Origin of the sequence: Cyanothece sp. BG0011 (assembly GCF_003013815.1) — a bacterium.
Taxonomy (GTDB): Bacteria; Cyanobacteriota; Cyanobacteriia; order Cyanobacteriales; family Microcystaceae; genus Crocosphaera.
Window position 1 is genome coordinate 1 of record NZ_PRLH01000154.1, and the last position, 20,436, is coordinate 20,436.

Consider the following 20,436-nt stretch of genomic DNA (forward strand, 5'->3'; position numbering starts at 1 on the left):
AGGATGGCCAACAGGGCAACAGTGCCGGCGGTGACCCAAATGCCCACACTTTTCTTGAGAGGGGTCTTTTTGCCATGAGCCAGGGTCACAATGGTGTTATTGTAAGCTTCTAGGGCATTGACGAGATCAAACAGTTGGGAGACACTTAAACTGACAGAAGAATGAGAGGCTTGAGAGGCTAATGATCCCAAGGTTAAATGATGGGTTAATAACCCTTGAGGGGATAAGGAAGGGGTGACAATGGTTTCTGTTTCCTTTCTATCTGGGTTAAGTTGGGAGAAGGGCTGATCTTGTTTGCCTTCTATGTAAGAGACGGTTTTGTGAAGGAAATTTTTAACATAGGTTTGAACCACGTTCCGTAATAGTTCGAGTTGAATGCGATCGCCTTTAATGGTCACTTGATCTTCTTCGAGGAGTCGAGGATCGTCAAATTGCAGTTCAAATTCTATGTTATCTAAAGAGACTAATTCGCCCCAACGGGAGAGTAAAGGGCGTTTATCCCATAGTTTTAGGGTACAGGTAGGAGGGGTATAGGTTTGAAGGGGTGTATTATTGAATAACATCATAGTTAGGACAGGCAAAAGGCAACGGGGTTATGACGATGTGTAATTACATTGACTGAGATAGTTAATTTAATCAAGCATTGGTTTGGCTTAAGACTGATAATCTAGCAAAGCTAACCATAAGCGATCGTAGCTACTCTCTTCACTGTAGAATAATAGGTCAATTAATAATTTAGAGGCTAATTGCATTTGTTGGGAGGGTGAAAGATTAGGGTGATTGGCTTCTTTTGAATAAAAACGTTGAAAATTCTCTAAATAGTTGCCTAATAAGGTCGTTTTGGCTGGATCTTTATTTTGTGCTGTCAGTTGTTCTAGGAGGGTAACAGCGCGACGAATTAATTCTTGATGTTGTTGGTTAATGTAGCAAATAATGAGAATTAGCGATCGCATTTGTTCAATGGTCAAGCTATTTAAAGGGTTGTCTGGGGTGGTTGTGTCTCGGTTTGACCACAGTGCGACGTTTTCGACTAAAGTGGTGTTAACATCTAAGTCGAGGGCGGCTTGTAGAAGCATATCTGCATCTATGGAAATCAAACACTCACTGGCCAACAAGACTAAATCGAGATGGGTTTGCATCTGATAAAGTTGTTGTGGAGTGGGTGGGTTAGTTAGGGGGGTATCTCCCCAAGTCGGGACTGACTGAGACATTTTCACCACTGTGGACAGACAACAATATGTTTCGTCCTTAATATAACAATCTTTTTCAGATATAAATGATTAGGAGTATTTTATGAGTCTAGAAGCGAGTGCTGCTGATATGGCCATTCAAGAAAATTTAGAACAATTTTTAGTGGTTTTATCGGTTTCTTTGAGTGTCGCCACCATTTCTCGTATTTTTTCTTGGTTTCGACAAATTCCTTACACCCTTTTATTGGTGATTGTTGGCTTAGGATTAGCGTTTGTTGATGTTCGTTTGGTTAATCTTTCTCCTGAATTAATTCTAGAGATTTTCTTACCTCCTTTACTATTTGAAGCGGCTTGGAATATTCGCTGGCGAGAGTTAAAAGAAAATTGGATTCCTGTTGTATTGTTTGCCATTATTGGGGTAATTATTTCGGTTCTTGGTATTGCTTTGGCCTTGAGTGAATTCACTCATTTAGCTTTACCCATTGCTTTATTAGTTGGGGCTAGTTTATCGGCCACTGATCCGGTTTCTGTGGTGGCTTTATTTAGAGAATTAGGGGCTAGTAAAAAGTTAACAGTTTTGATGGAAGGAGAGAGTTTATTTAATGATGGGGTGGCGGTTGTTGCTTTCTTATTATTAGTAGGAATACCGTTAGGAACCGAAGTATTTTCTGTGACGGATACGGTAGTTAGTTTTTTTAAGTTTGTTGGCATTGGTATCGGTTTAGGCTGTTTAGTAGGTTTTGGTATTTCCTATTTAACTCAACGGTTTGATCTGCCTCTGGTTGAGCAATCTTTAACCTTGGTTTCTGCCTATGGGACTTATTTAATTACGGAAGAATTAGGGGGTTCTGGGGTTATTTCTGTGGTAACGGTTGGTATTATTTTAGGTAATTTTGGCTCTCGCATTGGCATGAATCCTAGAACGAGATTATTAGTGTCTGAATTTTGGGAGTTTCTAGCATTTTTTGTGAATTCAATTGTCTTTTTATTGATTGGTGACCAAATTCAGTTTGATAGTTTAAGCGATAATTTAGATATTATTGCCATTGCTATTGTTGCTGTTTTAGTGACTCGTTTTATTGGGATTTATGGATTGGCAAATTTGAGTAATACGTTTACTAAAGTTGATATCAGTTTACCGGAACAAACGGTACTGTGGTGGGGTGGTTTAAGAGGTTCGGTTTCTATTGCTTTGGCGTTAAGTGTTCCTGTTTCTTTGAATGGAAGACAAGATATTATTGATACGGTATTTGGTGTGGTTTTATTTACCCTATTAATTCAAGGGTTAAGTACACAATGGGTACTGAAAAAATTAGACTTAGTGGGAGATCAACCCTTACGTCAAGAATATTCCGAATTATTAGCCAGAAAAATTGCATTAGGACGAGTTATTGACTATTTTCAAACGTTAGATGAATCTCCGAGTGTTAACTCAGAATTTTATCGTTATGAGAAAGAATTAGTAACGGGACAATTAAAATCGATAGAAGAAAAAATTGCGGATTTTCAACAAAAATATCCTCAGTTAGAAGCGATAGCTATGCAACAACTCAAAGAAACATTATTAGATATTGAAGCGGATACCTATGCTGAGTTAATTCGTAATGGAAAATTAGGAAAAGATTTGTCTCCTATTGTGTTAGAAATTTTAACAGAAAGTAGTGAACATTAAGCAGTTCTCAATTAAGTATTATTGAGAACTAATTAATACAAATCCCCTGGTTTTCTTAGAAACTGAATCAACGGTGTTAGTTGCCTTCCAAAGGTCTTCTGCTTTGACCCACACCGGGGGATATTTGTAACGAGAAACGTCTAAAATTAAAAAGCGATCGCTTTGTTCATTATAGGCTGCAATGGGGGAAATATGACCCCCTCTTTCTTGTCCAATACTAGACCGTAAATAGTTCACTAAAACAAAATTATTTTCTTGTTTTAAATTAGTTATAATTCGTTGGCGAAATTCGGATAAACTAACTTCATCTCCGTGATAAACCTCAACCTCAAGGGGATAACTTTTTAGTAAACCCCCTAATTCTTGTAAGGTCATTCCCTGCCGAGAAACGGTTTCTTTTGTAATAATAGTTTCTGTTTTTGGGTTATCGAAAAAATTCTCTTGCGTAAAGCGATGATACATCACCCATTCTGTCGCTTTTGGGGCAGGAATAGACAAAGCATTTAACACCATGACGATACTGGCCACCCCACAAAAGGCTAAGTTTTCTTGAGTTTCAAATTGAAGACTTAAAGGGATATAATCTTGACGAGCCTGACTTTCTATTAATAACGTTTCCCCTTGAGAAGAATTAAAGTTAATTAAGTTTTCATCTAGGGGTAAACTGGTTTGAGCTAGGAGTTGACTCGGAACCAAACCAACCCCTAATAATAAAAGTTTTGCAACTCGCTTTTTAAGTTTCATTGACGTTAATTACAAAATTTTTCCACACAACGGATAAACATTTCCACCCCTAACGGTAGCACAGTTTCGTCAAAATCAAAGCGAGGATGATGATGGGGATAAGCTAAGCCTTTTTCGGCATTAGCTGACCCTAAAAAGAAGTAACACCCTGGCACTTCTTCTAAAAAGAAAGACATATCTTCCCCTCCCATGGTTTGACAAGTTGGGGCAATTCCTGCAGGGGTTTCGACCACTTCTAAGGCCACAGATTTAACTAACGCTGCCATGTTTTCATGATTAATAACCGGAGGATATAACCGCCAATAATCTAACTCATAATCGGCTCCGTACCCTTGACAAATTCCTTGAACAATATCTTCAATTCTTTGACCAAAATAACCCTCAAATTCAGGATTAAAATAACGCACCGTTCCACTCATGCTGGCCGTATCTGCAATCACATTTAAAGCAGTTCCGGCGTGTAATTCTCCTACTGTTACCACCGCAGAATCAATGGGATTAACATTACGAGAAACAATCGATTGTAAAGCATTAACAATTTGTGCGCTCACCACTACAGAATCGATGGTTTGATGAGGCATGGCCCCGTGACCCCCTTTCCCGAAGATATTGAGCCGGAAACACTCCACAGCAGCCATTAATGGACCGCTACGGACTCCCACCGTTCCCAAAGGGAGATTATTCCACAAATGTAGCCCGATAATGCCATCCACATCAGGATTGTTTAAGACACCGGCTTCTATCATGGGTTTTGCCCCTCCTGGACTTTCTTCGGCGGGTTGAAAAATGATTTTGACGGTCCCTTTAAAGTCTTGACGGTGTTGCCAGAGATAGGAAGCGGTTCCTAAGGCGATGGTTGTATGGCCATCGTGTCCACAAGCGTGCATAGTTCCTTCGTGGAGGGAACGATAAGGGACTTCATTTTCTTCGTGGATGGGTAACGCATCCATATCTGCACGAATGGCTAAGACAGGCCCGGGATGGGGACTGTCAATGGTAGCAACAATCCCCGTTTTAGCAATTCCTGTTTCATGGGGAATCCCCATTTCTGTTAACTTTTGAGTGATAAAATTAGCGGTTATTTCCTCTTGAAACCCTAATTCTGGTCGTTGGTGTAGATAGCGTCGCCATTCTACTAATTGAGGGTGAAGGTTACGGATTTCGAGACGAATTTGTGAAAAGTTAAGGGAATTGGCTTGAGGAAAGGTAGAAATCATTGCAGAGATGATGGATATTAACAAAAAAGTTCCGATCTTTCCTATTATAGAGCCTATCAGTTATCAGCTATTCAAAATTTAGAATGTAGAATGTAGAATTTAGAATTAATTTAACATTCTGCACTCTATATTCTTATCACTGTTCAACAATAATGATGATACTTTTTATAAAGATCAAGCATAACTAATTTTTTCTTGAAATCTTTAGGCTGTCGGTATTGATTCCAACTATATTGTCGACGGATTGATTCTACTGTTTTATCGAATTTATTCCAATTTCCTAACACTTCTATTAGTTTCTGAAATTGAGCATAAACCTTAACATATTTAGCTCGCAAAACAATATATTGTAACATCGTTGCATAGGTCAAGGGATTATTTTTTTCTTGGGGAATTTCCAAAATTTTTCCTAATTGCTCAAAAACTTTGTTTTGTGTTTTAACTATTTTGACTAAATTACTCGTTTTTTTAATGTCTTGAGTTTTCAAAACATCGACTACATTAGAAACTTTTTGTAAAATGGAGTAATTGGTCAGTTGGTATTTTTTAAAGAGATAAAGTAGTTTCAGTCCTAGTTCATCTTTATAGGTTAAACTATCCAAAGCATTGACGTAACATTCTAAGGCTCTTTTTCCTTTTTCTGTTTTGATTTTGGGCAAAACTTCCGTCAACTCTTGGTGAATAAATTGATAAAATCTTTCGTTTGAAATATCTTGTTCTAGTAAATGAAAGACTAATTTATAAAAATTTTGTTGTTGAGAACTACGATGAAGTAATTCGATGTGTTCAATCGCCAAAAAACTGTTTTTAGCTTCAATGGCCACTTGAAACAGTCTAACATAGGAATCAAGTCCTTTATATTCGTTTAGTCCTTCTGCAAATTTATGTTTGATTTGTAATAATAAAATAAAATCTTTTTCCCGAAATTGCTTATGCTCTAAAGCTTGAGCCATGACTTGTAAGGTGTTGGCTTTCTCTAATGCCTGATTATGTTTTATAATAATATCGGGATTGATCGTTTCTTTGTGAAAGAAGTGACTCAGCTTCTTTTTTAAGGATAAGGAAGATCCATCTAATTTTTCTGGAGTAACTTCTTGCAAGTTTCCAGAGGGAACTATATTTACAGTCATAACAATAACATTCCGTTTTTTCACGTCTCTAATACTTATCAGTATAAATAGGTTACTTATATTAAGGAATGGTAAAGTTACGGATTTATTATCAAGTTTCTGCAAATTTTATTGAAGATTAATATAATTTAGAGTTGAGTGTAATTACTGAATAACTAAATGAAACCCTACCAAAGTATACCTATTCAAGATTGTGGAGACCCCTTAATTCCTATTCCTTTAGAGGAGTTTTCCGTAGAAACCCCTCACCCCTATCAAAAGTTGGGTGCTTTCTATGGCGAAAAATCTCCTTATTATTTACGCGCTCAAGTGGTAGACGCACTAAAACAAGCACAAAACCATTTACAACAAGAACATCCAGGGTGGAAAATACACATTTTTGACGCTTATCGTCCCGTTGCTGTACAACAATTTATGGTCGATTATACCTTTGAGTCTTTACTACAAGAAAAAAGGTTAATTTTAGACAGTTTATCCAAAACAGAAAAAGATAGTCTTTGGCAGCAAGTTTATCAAATTTGGGCTGTACCCAGTGATGATTTAGCCACTCCACCCCCCCATAGTACCGGTGGAGCAGTGGATATTACTTTAATTGATGATCAGGGTCGATTGTTGGAGATGGGGGGTATGATTGACGAATTATCCGAGCGATCGCAACCTAATTATTATGTTAACCATAAGGACACAATAGGACGAGATTACCATCAAAGACGAGAACTCCTGAATAAAATTATGACAACAGCCGGATTTTTACGCCATCCTGGGGAATGGTGGCATTTTTCTCTGGGGGATCAAATGTGGGCGTGGCAGAGTCAAGAGGAACGGGCTTATTATGGGAGAGCTTGAAGAAGGCAAAAGGCAAAAGTTTCGCTTCTAGCCTAAATTAATTTGTGGGAAAAGAACCGGGTGATACCTTTAAATTTTTGGGTTTACCATCCCGAATCACTTCAACGGCCAAAGTTTCGCCGATGGTACTTACTTCTACTTCTTCTTGCACTTCAACCGCTTTAGTAACGGGTTTACCTGCGACGCTCAAAATAATATCCCCTGGTTTAAACCCTGCTTTTTGGGCGGGGGAGTCATCCACCACTCGCACCACTAATACGCCTTCGTTATTAGTGACTTTAAAGCCAAGTTGTGGATCTTGATTTAATTCTTTGCTTAATTCTGGGTTAAGGGTAATCATATGAATACCCAAGTAAGGATGGTCTGCTTTTCCGGTGGTTAATAGCTGGTTGGCTACCCGTTGGGCCGTTTCGATGGGGATGGCAAACCCTAACCCTTGAGCATCGGCGCGAATGGCTGTATTAATACCCACAACCTGGCCTTGGGCATTCAGTAAAGGACCGCCGGAGTTTCCGGGGTTAATGGCTGCGTCGGTTTGGATGAAACGAACCCGTTTATCGGGGACCCCTACCTCGGTACTTGATCGCCCTAACGCGCTAATAATGCCCACGGTGACCGTATTATCTAGTCCCAGGGGGTTACCAATAGCGATCGCCCATTCCCCTGGGTTGAGTTGGTCCGCGCTACCAATGGCGACGGTTGGCAAGTTTTCGGCTTCTATTTTGACCACTGCGACATCGGTCATCGCATCAGTTCCCAATACTTTTCCTTGATAGACTTTGCCGTCTTTAAGGGTAACTTTGACTTCTTTGGTTCCGTCTACGACATGAGCGTTGGTTAATAATTGTCCATCGGGAGTTAGAATAAATCCTGAACCGGTTCCCCGTTCAATGTGTTCTCTGGGAATGGGCAGTTCGTTACCAAAGAAACGACGAAAGAAAGGATGTTCAAAGGTTTCCCCCATTTCGTTAGAAACCTCTCGAGTTGCATCGATACGAACCACTGCCGGGCCGACTTTTTGGGCGGCTTCAGCAATAAAATTTAAGTTAGCTTTGGGGGAAGATTTGGCAGGAAAAGGGAATGGTTTCAAGTTGGTGGGAACCACTGCTGGTGGTTGACTGGTTTGCTCTTGAGGGGTGTCGGTCCAGTAACGACTTGCCCAGACTCCTGCACTGCCACCTAAGATTAATAGGGTTACATAGATAAATAACTGTTTAATACGCATGATACTTTTATTTTTTAATAATCACAGGGTTCCCTATTCCAAATTATGACAAAGTTTATTGGAAAACAGTTAACTTCTCTGGGTTTATTTTATCTTTTGAAGGGGTGGGGTGTGAGGTATGGAGATAAAACGTTACCTTAAAATGTTATCCCGTTCAAATCGATTCTCGAACTCATCAATGTCATTGGAGGGATTTCCTCTCATTTCTATTTCCTCCTCGATTCTATCAATGTTGATATTATTGGGAGGGATGTTATTGGGTGACGGGGGTAAGGCTTCTTCAACCTCAGGAGGTGCTTGTTGTTGCATTCCTTGATTAACTTTTTGAATTTGTGTTAAGAAATGGTCTTGATTATGATTAAGGGAACGAGCCAGGATTAACCCTTCTTGGAAAGCGGATAAAGCCGGTTGATATTGTTCTTTGTCTAGATAAATTTCTCCAATTTTGTCATACACTTTCATCAAACCGTAATAATTATAAGATAATTGTTCGACTTGGATTAAGCGTTGATAAATTTGTAAAGCGTAATTTTCTTGTTCATAATCGGTGTATAAATCCGCTAATTTTGTTAAGGCTTCTGCTGCGGCTCCAAATAATTGTAAAGACCAAGCTAAACCATAGGCTTCTTGATAATTTTGACTGGCCAATTCTGGTTGATCTAATGCTTCATAATCTTGACCAATATCAATTTTTAAGGGGGGGACTAACTCAATGTTTTCACTGGCTAAATAACTGTCGACTAATCTTTGTTTAATGGCGGCTGCATTATTGGGTTGTAAGGATGCGGTATAAATTTCCGCTAAAGCTTGTAAATAAAGCCCTTCTTCATAGGTATTTTGTTCAGCTTGGGCGATGTCTAATAATTCTTCGTAAACCGCTGCAGCGTTGGGATAATCGAATTTGGCTAAATAGAGTCTTCCTAATCCTTGTAAGGCTTCTTTGATGGTAAAGGGACTATCATTTTCTCTGGCATAATTTAAGACTTTTTTATAGATAATAATCGAGTTGTCTAAACTATGTAATTTTTCATACGCATTGGCTAAAGCAATTAGCAATGCTGGACTTAATGGGTCTTCTTGTTCTGATAAGTTTTGTAGTTCTACCAATCTTTTGCTAATAATTTGTACATCTTGGGTACGGGTTTTATTCCAGGCAATTTCTCCGACTCTACCCAAGGCGTTAATTTCTTCTATTCTGCCTAAAACTCGTCTTAATCTTAATTCTCGATACCAAATTTCAAAGGCAGTATTCTCGTTTCCCGCTTCTAATTCTTGTTGTGCTTGTTGATTGAGTTGATCTAATTCTCTCCTTAATCTTTTTTGTTCTAATGGGGTTAATGGCCGAGGCACCGAAGGAATGAGGGGATCATCTAAGGGAATTTCTAAAGGGTTTAATTCTGGCTCAGGAAGGGATAAAGCCCGAGGATTTGTTTCCACTAACTCTCCCACAAAAATAAGAAAAGTTAAGCCAATTAAAACAATAATTTTATTAAGAGATTTATAAACAAAAAACATAGTCTTCCTCACCAACATTAAGTTTAACAAACAAGTTCAAAAGCTAATAACTGATTACTGGTTACTGCTCACTGTTCACTGAATATAAGATAACATTTGAAAGAGGATTGTATTATGGGGACAACAATGTGAGGAAATTATCTAACCTTATTCTAGCCTTAATGATCATGATTGTCTTATCTGCTTGTGGCACTATGCCCCAAATTACAGCAGAAGAGCGATTATTTCCACCCATTTCTTTAGAATTTTTAGATGAGTACGTCATTAAACCCCAGACGGTTCAAGACACTCCTTTAGGGGGTTTATCGGCTATTACCTATGATCGCCAACGCGATCGCTTTTATGCTTTATCTGACGACCGCTCTCAACAGGCCCCGGCCAGATTCTATACCCTGAAGATAGACCTAACCACTACCGACGAGCAACCCGCCAAAATCGAAGGAGTCACCGTCGAAAACGTCACCCTTCTCAAGGACCAAACAGGACAAACCTACTCGTCCCAAACCATCGATCCAGAGGGCATTGCTTTGTCCCCTAGAGGCACTATTTTTATTTCTAGTGAAGGAGTCCCTAAAGAGGGTATTAACCCCTTTATTGGCGAATTTGACCCGACTACAGGGCAACTGCAACAGGAGATCCGTCTCCCTCAACGTTATTTAATCGCAACCGATCCGGAAACGGAACCCCAAGGAGTGGAAAATAATCTAGGGTTTGAACCCTTAACCATTAGTGCCACCAGTACCTTAAAAGATGACCCGTTTCGCATTTTTACCGCCACAGAAGCGTCACTTAAACAGGATACGACTTCGACGCCTCCGGTCAATATTCCGGTGCGTTTGCTGCATTATGTGATCAGTCCCGTGGGTCCCCCTGTTTTAGTAGCCGAACATTTATACTTATTAGATGAAACCCCCAAAGGTGCGATCGCCAATGGTCTAACGGAATTACTCGCTTTACCCCGTGAAGGGTCCTGGTTAAGTTTAGAGCGAACCTTTGGAATGTTCGGTTTTGGGGCAAAGTTATTTCAAGTGGTCAATAGTGCTGCTTCGGAAACTTCAACCATTAGCAGTTTTAAAGAGGGAATCGAAGGGATTAAACCCCTACGAAAAAAGCGATTACTGGATTTAGAAACTTTAGAGATTGAGTTAGATAATTTAGAAGGAATGACCCTCGGACCGAGATTAAGGGATGGCAGTGAAACCCTATTTTTAATTAGTGATGATAACTTTAATGCGGAACAAACCACTCAACTTTTATTATTCAATGTACAGTGATGTTTAAGAGGAATCGTTATAATAAAGGATGTTATATACGTACGTGACATAAACTTATACATGAAAGCTTACATTTTGGGGATGACAAATCGCTTTTGATCGAGTTTAATCGGGATAGACAATCAATGCTCAAACTTTTAACATGATTAGGACTAACATTATGGTTAAAATTTCTAAGTTAGTGACCTTGACAACGGGGATAGGTTTAGGCTTAGGATTTTTCTCCAATCAAGAAGCGATCGCAGCAACCTTAGGGCCAGATTTCGCAGGAAAATCCATTGAAAAAATTAGTTTAATTGTGAATGAACATAAAGATGAAGATGAAGATTACCGTCCCATTTTATCTCAATCATCTTCAAATTCAACCGATTATGATTTAGCATTGCAACTGAAAGTCTCGTTTCTCGACGAAGAACAACAACCAGGAGAAGGAACTTGGTTTATTAATCGTAGGGGTAGCTTCGATGATGTAGGTTCTTATTTAGGTTTTATCGTTCATTTTTGTGAGTCATCTGATCCATCTTCTGTTTGTTATTCCTTATTTGGTAATCGTTTTATTCGCATTAATAATGAAAGGATTGAGCTTAATAATACAAATAATATGGATACACAATTTAGTAGAATCAAGGACGATCCACAGTTTTCCCTTAATTCTAATATTATTGATCTTTTAACTAATGGTGAGAATAACAATGTAAGATTAGAAACCTATTTAATGTTAGGAGATAATGGCACGATACCAGGTCTTAGTTTTCAACAAAGTAGCTCAGAAAGTATATTTTTTGTTTCAACTCCACCGGCTGAACCTGCTGTTGTTCCTGAACCTTTAACCCTTCTCGGTTCAGCCACTGCCATCGGTTTTGGTAGCTTTTTTAAGGGTAAATTACGTAAAAATAAATCGGCATCAAAGAAAGAAAGTAGGGTGGGTTAGACGGGAATAACCTGGATAAGAAAAAGAATTTTATAGTCCGTCGTAACCCACCATTTAACAAAGCGATCGCTTAGAAAATTAATGTAACAAATACTTGCTTTTTCTTGACTTGACATGATATATTATAAACAGTGGAAAAGGCTTGCGCCTGTAATTGATGTTAAAACTATTAAGGTCAAATCAATAGGAAACAGTCAATTGATGGTTAGATGAATCCTAATAATTCTGAGCAGTTTCCTCTAACTTGACAAAAGCGATCGCTGTGAACAAATATTATCGCTTCGCTCGAAGTCAGAAGTAGGAAGTCAGAAGTTCCTCACTTCGTTCCGGCTCTAACGAACAGAAGTTTTTTTCTAATAATCTTGAGATTAAGACTTTCTACTCTCTTGGTCGGTTAAACTTGCGCCGTGCGACGGCGCGTTTCCCGACCGCTTCTAGACGTAGAAATTGGGTTCAAGACCCCCGCTACAAATTTATTTTAGCGGTAAAAAATTTAGTGGTGGGTCACAATCTCCCACGCTTATTTTTACTTCTGACTTCACACTTCTGACTTCTGACTTCATGAATGTCAGGATACAATGAACAGGAGATTAAGGAAATAGAGCAAATCTTGGATCAATTATTAATAGATTATCAAAAGACTCAGGAAGAAAGGGTTAAACTTGCTAAAGGGGAAGAAAAAGAAGAATTTAGAAAGTTTAAACTATTTGCGCTTATTGATTATTGAATATATTAAAAATATCAAATCCTCGGAATGACAGTTTGTCTACTGCTATATCTACTCACTGATAACTGACTACTGACGACTAATAACTGACTTAATAACCCTTGTAATAGGAAGATAGCGAACGAGACGAGGATAGACAGGGATAAAAGGTAAGTTATCGCGACTGTAACGAATAGCGAGTTTTCTGGCATGGATAAAATTAGACTCTTCATAGATATCAACATTCTGGTTTTTGATCATTTGTTCTAAAATTTCTGGACTGTCTATTTTTCCTAATGCTTCTGCTGCATTTTTTCTAACGTCACGATTAAAGTCACTCAAAGCTTTAATTAAGGGTTTAACTGCTGTTTCACTGCCTATCTTTCCTAATGCTTCTGCTGCATTTTTTCTAACGTCACGATTAAAGTCACTCAAAGCTTTAATTAAGGGGTTAACTGCTGTTTCACTGCCTATCTTTCCTAATGCTTTTGCTGCATAGTATCTAACCCAACGATCAGAGTCACTCAAAGCTTTAATTAAGGGGTTAACGGCGGTTTCACTCCCTATTTTTCCTAATGCTTCTGCTGCATTTTTTCTAACCCAACTATCAGAGTCACTCAAAGCTGTAATTAAAGCGTTAACTGCTATTTTACTGCCTATTTTTACTAATGCTTCTGTTGCATTCCATCTAACCAAACTATCAGAGTCACTCAAAGCTTTAATTAAGGGGTTAACTGCTGTTTTACTGCCTATCTTTCCTAATGCTTTTGCTGCATTTTTTCTAACGTCACGATTAGAGTCACTCAAAGCTTTAATTAAGGGGTTAACGGCGGTTTCACTGCCGATGTTTCCTAATGCTTCTGCTGCATTTTTTCTAACCAAACGATCAGAGTCACTCAAAGCTTTAATTAAGGGTTGAACTGCTGTTTTACTGCCTATCTTTCCTAATGCTTCTGCTGCATTTTTTCTAACGTCATAATTAGAGTGACTCAAAGCTTTAATTAAAGCGTTAACGGCGGTTTCACTGCCTATTTTTACTAATGCTTCTGCTGCCTTACTGCTAAGGTTATAAGAAGAGTGACTCAAAGCTTTAATTAAAGGGTTAACGGCGGTTTCACTGCCTATCTTTCCTAATGCTTCTGCTGCCTTGTTTCTAACCCAACTATCAGAGTCACTCAAAGCTTTAATTAAAGCGTTAACGGCGGTTTCACTGCCTATCTTTCCTAATGCTTCTGCTGCATTGTTTCTAACCCAAATAGAAGAGTGACTCAAAGCTTTAATTAAAGCGTTAACGGCGGTTTCACTGCCTATCTTTCCTAATGCTTCTGCTGCATTGTTTCTAAGCAAACTATCAGAGTGACTCAAAGCTTTAATTAAAGGGTTAACGGCGGTTTCACTCCCTATCTTTCCTAATGCTTCTGCTGCATTCCATCTAACCAAACTATAAGAGTCACTCAAAGCTTTAATTAAAGGGTTAACGGCGGTTTCACTGCCTATCTTTCCTAATGCTTCTGCTGCATTTTTTCTAACCCAACTATCAGAGTGACTCAAAGCTTTAATTAAAGCGTTAACGGCGGTTTCACTGCCTATCTTTCCTAATGCTTCTGCTGCATTCCATCTAACCAAACTATAAGAGTCACTCAAAGCTTTAATTAAAGGGTTAACGGCGGTTTCACTGCCGATGTTTCCTAATGCTTTTGCTGCATTTTTTCTAACCAAACGATCAGAGTCACTCAAAGCTTTAATTAAGGGTTGAACTGCTGTTTTACTGCCTATCTTTCCTAATGCTTCTGCTGCATTTTTTCTAACCAAACTATAAGAGTCACTCAAAGCTTTAATTAAAGGGTTAACGGCGGTTTCACTGCCGATGTTTCCTAATGCTTTTGCTGCATAGTATCTAACGTCACTATCAGAGTCACTCAAAGCTTTAATTAAAGGGTTAACGGCGGTTTCACTGCCTATCTTTCCTAATGCTTCTGCTGCATTTTTTCTAACCCAACTATCAGAGTGACTCAAAGCTTTAATTAAAGGGTTAACGGCGGTTTCACTGCCTATCTTTCCTAATGCTTCTGCTGCATTTTTTCTAACCCAACTATCAGAGTGACTCAAAGCTTTAATTAAAGCGTTAACGGCGGTTTTACTGCCTATCTTTCCTAATGAAATAAGTACCGAGGTAATAAAATCTACACGAGGATACTTATACCAAAACTTAAAAATATCATCAATTATCCTCTGTACTAAAGCATCATTATTGTGTCCTTTGAGTTTAGTAGAACATTCCGTCAAACAAGAACCCGATAACAATAACATGGTCTTAAATATATCATCCTTTTCTCGTCGCAGTTTCGTTAATAAAAGAATAGGATTTTTTAATAACCCTGCTGTTAAAATAATAGTTTCATGCCAATCATATTCCCAAAAATGAGCTTGAATTAATTGTAATCCTTCTTGTTCATTTTTTTCTATTTTCTCCTTTAAATAAGACGCTGTAAAATATTCTTGAAAAGTACGATGTAAGAATAAATATTGATTACCGTCTGCTGATAAGGTTTGAATGATTCCATCTTCTTCTGTTAATTCTTTCATTAATTCTGTGGCAGTTTTTTCTTTAAACTCTCTCTTGTCTGTTTGTTCTAAATATTCATTGATTTTGTTATATAAGTCTTCTTTAGAAAAAACTTCTTGATTTTGACAACTAAATTTATACGCTAAATATTCTAATAAGTTTTTTTTCGCAATAATCCAACCATCATCTAATAACTTTCGTTGATTATCTTTTGACCATTGACTTAACATATAATTAACTGCTTTTTCATAAACTTGTGTCCGTCTTGCCGGTAAAATTAAACCTTTGCTTTGATATAAACTACATAATAAGGATAATAATAAGGGATTTTGTGCTAACCCTTGTATTTGAGGTTTGTTTTTCAACTCATTAATTAACCCATCTGCGGAAACCGTCTCATCTTCTATTTTTCCTGCTGCATAATCAAACCAAGTTTTGATATAGTCTGCTGTTTTTTTATCATCAAAAGGAACAATTTCAACCTCTTTACCCCCATCAATAAACTTACCCCCATATCCCACAATACGAGAGGTACAAATAAGATGACAAGGATAATTTTTTAGAAAACGGTTTAACTTTTCACTTAAGGGTATTCTGTCATTTTTCGGTACTTCATCCAAAGCATCTAATAATAATAAACATTTACCCTGTTTGAGTTTTTCTTGTAAATAGTATTCAATTTTATCAATAATTTCAGAATAGTCTTGTTTAAGGATAGTAGGAATAATATCAATAATTTCTCCTGTTTCCCTTGCTAACTCTGACAAACGAATAAATAAGGGAAAAACGAGATCATCAATTGATTTATTGTCTAAATTGTCTAATTCTTCCTTAACTTTGATAATAGTTTCATGCTTTAATAAGGTCGATTTTCCCATACCTGGATCAGCAAGTACCATGATTTTTTTATGGTCTTTTTTTGCTTCTTTCCAGTCAACTTTAGCAATTTTTATTTTTTGTTCTTTTTCCTCTTGTTTTTTTATTCCCTTAATAGCATAAGCATCTTTGGAGTCTAGATCAGCTATTTGATAATTCTTAAGCGTTTCGATTTCATGAGTAAACCGTCTTTCTAAGGTGACTTGAATGGGAATATATTGATCTTGTAGTTTAACCTTTTCTTGAGTATGAAACAGTTTGAAATATTGATATTTTTCTTTTATTTTGTTTAAAAATTGACAATATAATTCTTTTAATTCTGGTTCAGGTAAATTAGGTTTAGGTTTAGGTTGATGATCAGAGTCAGAATAAACATTTATAGTATTATGCGTAAAGGTATTGTTTCCACCCTTAGTATTAAATCCCTTATAATTTTCATTAGTTTCTTTGTTTTCCATTATCAACAAAAAGAAGATTGATTATATAGGTTTTAAGATGGTGGGTTACGGTGGATATGGAGTTATCAATTTGCTGAATAAGATATTCCCACCTAACCCACCCTACGTATTAATTAATATTTAAAGTGTTATTTTTTACTATATTAGTTCCACCTTTCATATTAATACCTTTCCAATTTTCAATAACTTGTTTTGCTTCTGAATTTTCTTGTATCATTTCCCCTAACTTTTCAATTTCTTTTTTAATCTCATCATCTTGGTTAGCGACTTCCTCAATAACTTCTGCATCTATAACATCCGATGAGTTATTAACCGTTGTTTCCAACTTATTTAACTTATCAGGAAACCTATTCTTTAATAATTGTAAAATTTTATTAGCTTGAGTTAAGGCAATATCTGCTAACTTATCACTTGTTTTCTTAACCAGTGTCTTACTGGTTGCATCATAGGTTTGCTTCGCTAAAAGGGTTAATAATGCTGTTGCACCGCCAGTTAATAAGTCCATGGGGAATCTGAAGTTATATTTTATCAATCTTGAGTTATTATAACACTTGAACTTATAGTTAAAGCTTTTCTTAATAGGAATTATAGATTAAAAATAGTATCAGAATAAAAGCAATTTTTTATTTAAAATATGTTATTGTAGATTGATTAAAATAGATTATGGTTTTTATCCTGCATTTAATATTATTAATCCTTTAAAACAAGCTAATTATCGAGCCGTTTCGATGGCAACTTTTTGGGATCAACCCCCTCAAAAAAATTATCAACCCCTCAAAGGACAAATTTTTATCACCCTACTAGATAGCCAAATCACCAAACAAACCTTGAAACCTGCTAAAATTGAAGATAAGCCTAGTTTTAAAATGATTAGAAATCATTTAGCTGTAGGATTAGTCTGTGAAAATGACCAATGGAAAAAAACCGTCTATGGTGATGGAATTAAAGGAGAAGTCATTAATAGCAACATTGAAGGGAATAACTATCAATTAACCATTAAAATTGCCACTTTTCCCACCTTATTCAGTGATATCTAAGCAGAAGCAAACTATCAATTAAATCTTGTGCGTCATCAGACAAAGTTAGAAGGAACCTTCACTGGGACTTATAATCAAGAAAAAGTTGCAGGTAGGGCGATCGCTTATGTTCATCGTCCTGTCACTACAGTGAGATATTAGACCAATATCTGGGAATACTAATCACAGACATCGTAAAAATAGCAAAAGACTGAAGATGTTAACATCCTCCTCCCCCTCTCAACCCGCTACCTCCCATCGTCGTATTATTATTGGTGATGTTCATGGTCATTATGATACCCTAATGCTTCTCTTAGACGCGATCGCCCCTAACCAAGACGATCAAGTGTACTTTTTAGGGGACTTAATTGATCGCGGGCCTCAAAGTTCTCAAGTGGTCGAATTTGTGATGAAACATAACTATCATTGTTTATTGGGAAACCATGAATATATGCTTCTCGAAACCGTTGGCCAAGGAAGTATTAATAGTCATCAACTGCAAGGATGGTTATATGGAGGGGGGTATTCTACCCTAGTCAGTTACGATCATCATATTCCCCAAGAGCATATTAACTGGATGAAAAGCTTACCCACCTATTTAGATTTAGGGGATGTGTGGTTAGTTCATGGTGGCATTGATCCTAACATACCTTTAGAAGAGCAAACCGCGCAACAGTTTTGTTGGGTAAGGGATGATTTTCATGCTATGGATCAACCCTATTTTGAGGATAAATTAATTATTACGGGTCATACCATTACCTTTACGTTTCCAGGAATTTTACCAGGAAAATTAGTGGCCGGAGCAGGATGGTTAGATATTGATACCGGCGCTTATCATCCCCAAAGTGGGTGGTTAAGTGCATTAGATTTAAGTACAGAAACCGTTTATCAAGTCCATCGTCAACACAAAACTAAGCGCATTCTTCCTTTAGTTGAAGCAGTGGTTAAAATTGATTCTTCTGTGGTTAAAGCAAAACGGTCAAGACAAAAGGTATCTTGATTTTATGAAATTGCAAAAATTAAGTAGGAATTAAAGATAATTTATCCCTACTTTAGAGTTTTTTCTATATTTTTTTATTAATTATTAGTGGTTTGCTTGAGAAACCAATAAAGATTAGTGACGGTTTGATCAGGCACATTGTGCCAGTTTTGAGGAACTAAACTGACATACTTAGTATTGGTTGCGATCTCGGCAATTTCTAATTTATACTGTTCTCTTAAATGAGTATCAATCATAAATTTAAGTTGATCTTGTAAGGATAAAAAATGAGAGCTAATTTTTAACTCATTATAGATTAATTGTTCTGTCGGTACTCTCTTTATGTCAGTAGTCTCATAAGTTGTAATCCTACTAATTTTAGCAATCTTTTCCCTGTCTATGATAGACTCGTTAGCTAAAAGATTAACAGCCGTTTTCCAATTTTCTAATATTTTTAGATCATGATTATTAATGGCTAATATTTCAGGAAAAATAAAATCTAGTTCCTCTTGAGATTGGCATTTGTTAATTAAATTAAGACAATCTTTTTTAATTAGATCCTGTAATTTTAAAAGGCGATCACTCACTACTTCATAAGCTTCTTGTAGTTGATAAGTAATGGTAATAGTTTGATGAATAGCCCAAGCACATTCTTTTCTACGAAGTTCTCCAGGGACATTTGTATTTTTTAACAATTCTGCATTATTATAAGTTTTTAAAGCATTAATCAACATTGCCCGAACATCAGTAATGTTCTTATTTCTTTGACTAATATCAGACAGTTTACAAGAATCTTTTAAATAATCTAAGGCGTGTTGAAATTCGTTATAAGCTTCAGATAAAATAGTATGATGATGACTAAATATAATATTTTTTTCCATATCATCAATACGCTTAATAAGTTCTCTGTTTTGCGAGCTTAAAAAAGCTTTTAGATCCAAAAATCCCTCTTTAACTTCTAATCTTCCCTGTCTAACTTCTTCTCTTAATTTTAAAATTTGCTGTAAATTAACTGCTGATAAAATTCCTCCTGTTACAGTTCCTACTCCGATTAAAGCAGTGGTAGATTGTAATGCGAGGACACCAGTTTGCAAGATATCTAATTGTTCAGTAAAATTATCTAATGTTGGGGAATTATTTTCATAGATTCCCGCACCAAAGATTTTATTAGCAACAGCATGACCACAGTCTTCTGCTATTACTGTAACTAATCTCTCCAGCGCAGCATAACCTAAATTTAAGACTAAAGGATTCATAAATTTTTGACTTATGTAGAACAACTATAGATATAATTAGAGTACCCAGATCACTAGAAGCAATTAACAGATGAACGAAAATTTTGCAAAATTTCAAAAAATTAATCAATCTGTTGACAAATTACTCGAAAATAAGTATAATTCTGTTGAATCAGAAGAAATAAAAAAATCTGCCAACCAATTAAAAAATTCCATTGAACCTTGCATTAATGAGTTAAAAGCATCAGCAAATAGACTACAAAAATTAATTGAAGTCTGTAGTCGAGATTTAGATCATGCTAAAGATGTTTTAGAAAGTAAAGAAAGAATTGTTAATGCTTCACCACAAGAAATATGGACACAAGTCGGTGATTTAACGGGAATTCAATTTAAGTTAAAAATGTTGGGTAATGACTGCAAAAATTTAGCACTAGAAGAAGTAAAACAATATACTCAAAGATATTTTGATCGTCTTAAAAGAGAACATTTTACAGATTACAAAACCAATAAAACCAGGTCTAAAATAGGTTTATGGGATAAAGATCATTTTAATGATCATATGGAAAAAAGATTAGATAATTATGTTGACCAAATAGATTATATTACCTCTAAACATTTAGATCAAATCTATTTAGAAGTTGCTAAAATTAATATAGAACAATTAAAAAATCATTTTTCTCTGTTTGACAAGAAATATGTTACTAATTTATATCAAGAATTTGATGAGGAAATTAATCAAATAAGTTACTTGCATAAAAAAACCTTTGACTTATTCACTTTTAGTATCAAAAGATTACCTGATTTACACAAAATTTTTCAAGAGGATATCAATAAATGGAAAAATAGGATAGTCGGA

General features: G+C 36.5%; 18 protein-coding genes. 8 read left to right on the forward strand and 10 right to left on the reverse strand.

Annotation, left to right across the window (positions count from 1 at the left end; genetic code table 11):
• Both C4E06_RS20220 and C4E06_RS20225 read right to left on the reverse strand, forming a co-directional pair.
• The coding region (locus C4E06_RS20220; protein ID WP_157951192.1) for a DUF4335 domain-containing protein at nucleotides 1-566 on the reverse strand (566 nt) is incomplete at its 3' end.
• Nucleotides 567-653: 87 nt separating this feature from the next.
• Nucleotides 654-1,211, reverse strand: a complete 558-nt coding sequence (locus C4E06_RS20225; protein ID WP_107670159.1) for a DUF3038 domain-containing protein — start codon at nucleotides 1,209-1,211, stop codon at nucleotides 654-656.
• An 82-nt stretch (nucleotides 1,212-1,293) separates the two neighbouring features.
• On the opposite strand from C4E06_RS20225, the gene C4E06_RS20230 reads away from it, so the two are divergent.
• Nucleotides 1,294-2,862 carry a sodium:proton antiporter gene (locus C4E06_RS20230; RefSeq protein WP_107670161.1) on the forward strand — a complete coding sequence of 523 codons (1,569 nt, stop codon included), beginning with the start codon at nucleotides 1,294-1,296 and terminating at the stop codon, nucleotides 2,860-2,862.
• A gap of 18 nt (nucleotides 2,863-2,880) precedes the next feature.
• Here C4E06_RS20230 and C4E06_RS20235 read toward each other — a convergent pair whose 3' ends face one another.
• The 3 genes from C4E06_RS20235 to C4E06_RS20245 all read right to left on the reverse strand — a co-directional run bounded on the left by C4E06_RS20235 (nucleotide 2,881) and on the right by C4E06_RS20245 (nucleotide 5,953).
• Nucleotides 2,881-3,606 (reverse strand): phytochelatin synthase family protein, encoded by a 726-nt coding sequence (locus tag C4E06_RS20235; RefSeq protein WP_107670163.1) that lies wholly within the window; start codon nucleotides 3,604-3,606, stop codon nucleotides 2,881-2,883.
• Between the two features lie 5 nt (nucleotides 3,607-3,611).
• Nucleotides 3,612-4,823 carry a M20 family metallopeptidase gene (locus C4E06_RS20240; protein WP_107670191.1) on the reverse strand — a complete coding sequence of 404 codons (1,212 nt, stop codon included), beginning with the start codon at nucleotides 4,821-4,823 and terminating at the stop codon, nucleotides 3,612-3,614.
• A gap of 143 nt (nucleotides 4,824-4,966) precedes the next feature.
• A complete protein-coding gene (locus C4E06_RS20245) occupies nucleotides 4,967-5,953 on the reverse strand; it encodes a hypothetical protein (protein ID WP_107670171.1) in 987 nt (328 codons plus the stop codon).
• Between the two features lie 159 nt (nucleotides 5,954-6,112).
• On the opposite strand from C4E06_RS20245, the gene C4E06_RS20250 reads away from it, so the two are divergent.
• Nucleotides 6,113-6,799 (forward strand): M15 family metallopeptidase, encoded by a 687-nt coding sequence (locus tag C4E06_RS20250; protein WP_107670173.1) that lies wholly within the window; start codon nucleotides 6,113-6,115, stop codon nucleotides 6,797-6,799.
• A gap of 37 nt (nucleotides 6,800-6,836) precedes the next feature.
• Here C4E06_RS20250 and C4E06_RS20255 read toward each other — a convergent pair whose 3' ends face one another.
• Both C4E06_RS20255 and C4E06_RS20260 read right to left on the reverse strand, forming a co-directional pair.
• Complete coding sequence (locus C4E06_RS20255) at nucleotides 6,837-8,024, reverse strand: HhoA/HhoB/HtrA family serine endopeptidase (RefSeq protein WP_107670175.1); 1,188 nt, start codon at nucleotides 8,022-8,024, stop codon at nucleotides 6,837-6,839.
• A 132-nt stretch (nucleotides 8,025-8,156) separates the two neighbouring features.
• Nucleotides 8,157-9,539 carry a lipopolysaccharide assembly protein LapB gene (locus C4E06_RS20260; RefSeq protein ID WP_107670177.1) on the reverse strand — a complete coding sequence of 461 codons (1,383 nt, stop codon included), beginning with the start codon at nucleotides 9,537-9,539 and terminating at the stop codon, nucleotides 8,157-8,159.
• Nucleotides 9,540-9,706: 167 nt separating this feature from the next.
• On the opposite strand from C4E06_RS20260, the gene C4E06_RS20265 reads away from it, so the two are divergent.
• From C4E06_RS20265 to C4E06_RS28945, 3 genes are all read left to right on the forward strand, one after another.
• Complete coding sequence (locus tag C4E06_RS20265) at nucleotides 9,707-10,813, forward strand: esterase-like activity of phytase family protein (protein ID WP_107670193.1); 1,107 nt, start codon at nucleotides 9,707-9,709, stop codon at nucleotides 10,811-10,813.
• 160 nt (nucleotides 10,814-10,973) lie between these two features.
• Nucleotides 10,974-11,744, forward strand: coding sequence for a PEP-CTERM sorting domain-containing protein (locus C4E06_RS20270; protein ID WP_198648878.1), 771 nt, complete (start codon nucleotides 10,974-10,976; stop codon nucleotides 11,742-11,744).
• Nucleotides 11,745-12,309: 565 nt separating this feature from the next.
• On the forward strand, nucleotides 12,310-12,471 hold the full coding sequence (locus tag C4E06_RS28945; protein ID WP_157951193.1) for a hypothetical protein: 162 nt from the start codon (nucleotides 12,310-12,312) through the stop codon (nucleotides 12,469-12,471).
• A 69-nt stretch (nucleotides 12,472-12,540) separates the two neighbouring features.
• Here C4E06_RS28945 and C4E06_RS20275 read toward each other — a convergent pair whose 3' ends face one another.
• Together C4E06_RS20275 and C4E06_RS20280 are read right to left on the reverse strand one after the other, a co-directional pair.
• Nucleotides 12,541-16,350, reverse strand: a complete 3,810-nt coding sequence (locus tag C4E06_RS20275; protein ID WP_107670181.1) for a HEAT repeat domain-containing protein — start codon at nucleotides 16,348-16,350, stop codon at nucleotides 12,541-12,543.
• 109 nt (nucleotides 16,351-16,459) lie between these two features.
• The gene (locus C4E06_RS20280; RefSeq protein WP_107670183.1) at nucleotides 16,460-16,855 is read right to left on the reverse strand and encodes a hypothetical protein; all 396 of its coding nucleotides are present in this window, start codon (nucleotides 16,853-16,855) and stop codon (nucleotides 16,460-16,462) included.
• 142 nt (nucleotides 16,856-16,997) lie between these two features.
• On the opposite strand from C4E06_RS20280, the gene C4E06_RS20285 reads away from it, so the two are divergent.
• Complete coding sequence (locus tag C4E06_RS20285) at nucleotides 16,998-17,387, forward strand: hypothetical protein (RefSeq protein WP_198648879.1); 390 nt, start codon at nucleotides 16,998-17,000, stop codon at nucleotides 17,385-17,387.
• 196 nt (nucleotides 17,388-17,583) lie between these two features.
• On the forward strand, nucleotides 17,584-18,366 hold the full coding sequence (locus tag C4E06_RS20290; protein ID WP_107670185.1) for a metallophosphoesterase family protein: 783 nt from the start codon (nucleotides 17,584-17,586) through the stop codon (nucleotides 18,364-18,366).
• Between the two features lie 77 nt (nucleotides 18,367-18,443).
• Here the strand turns inward: C4E06_RS20290 and C4E06_RS20295 are convergent, their stop codons facing one another.
• A complete protein-coding gene (locus C4E06_RS20295) occupies nucleotides 18,444-19,601 on the reverse strand; it encodes a hypothetical protein (RefSeq protein WP_107670187.1) in 1,158 nt (385 codons plus the stop codon).
• Between the two features lie 70 nt (nucleotides 19,602-19,671).
• On the opposite strand from C4E06_RS20295, the gene C4E06_RS20300 reads away from it, so the two are divergent.
• On the forward strand, nucleotides 19,672-20,436 hold a 765-nt coding region (locus C4E06_RS20300), incomplete at its 3' end, for a hypothetical protein (RefSeq protein ID WP_107670189.1).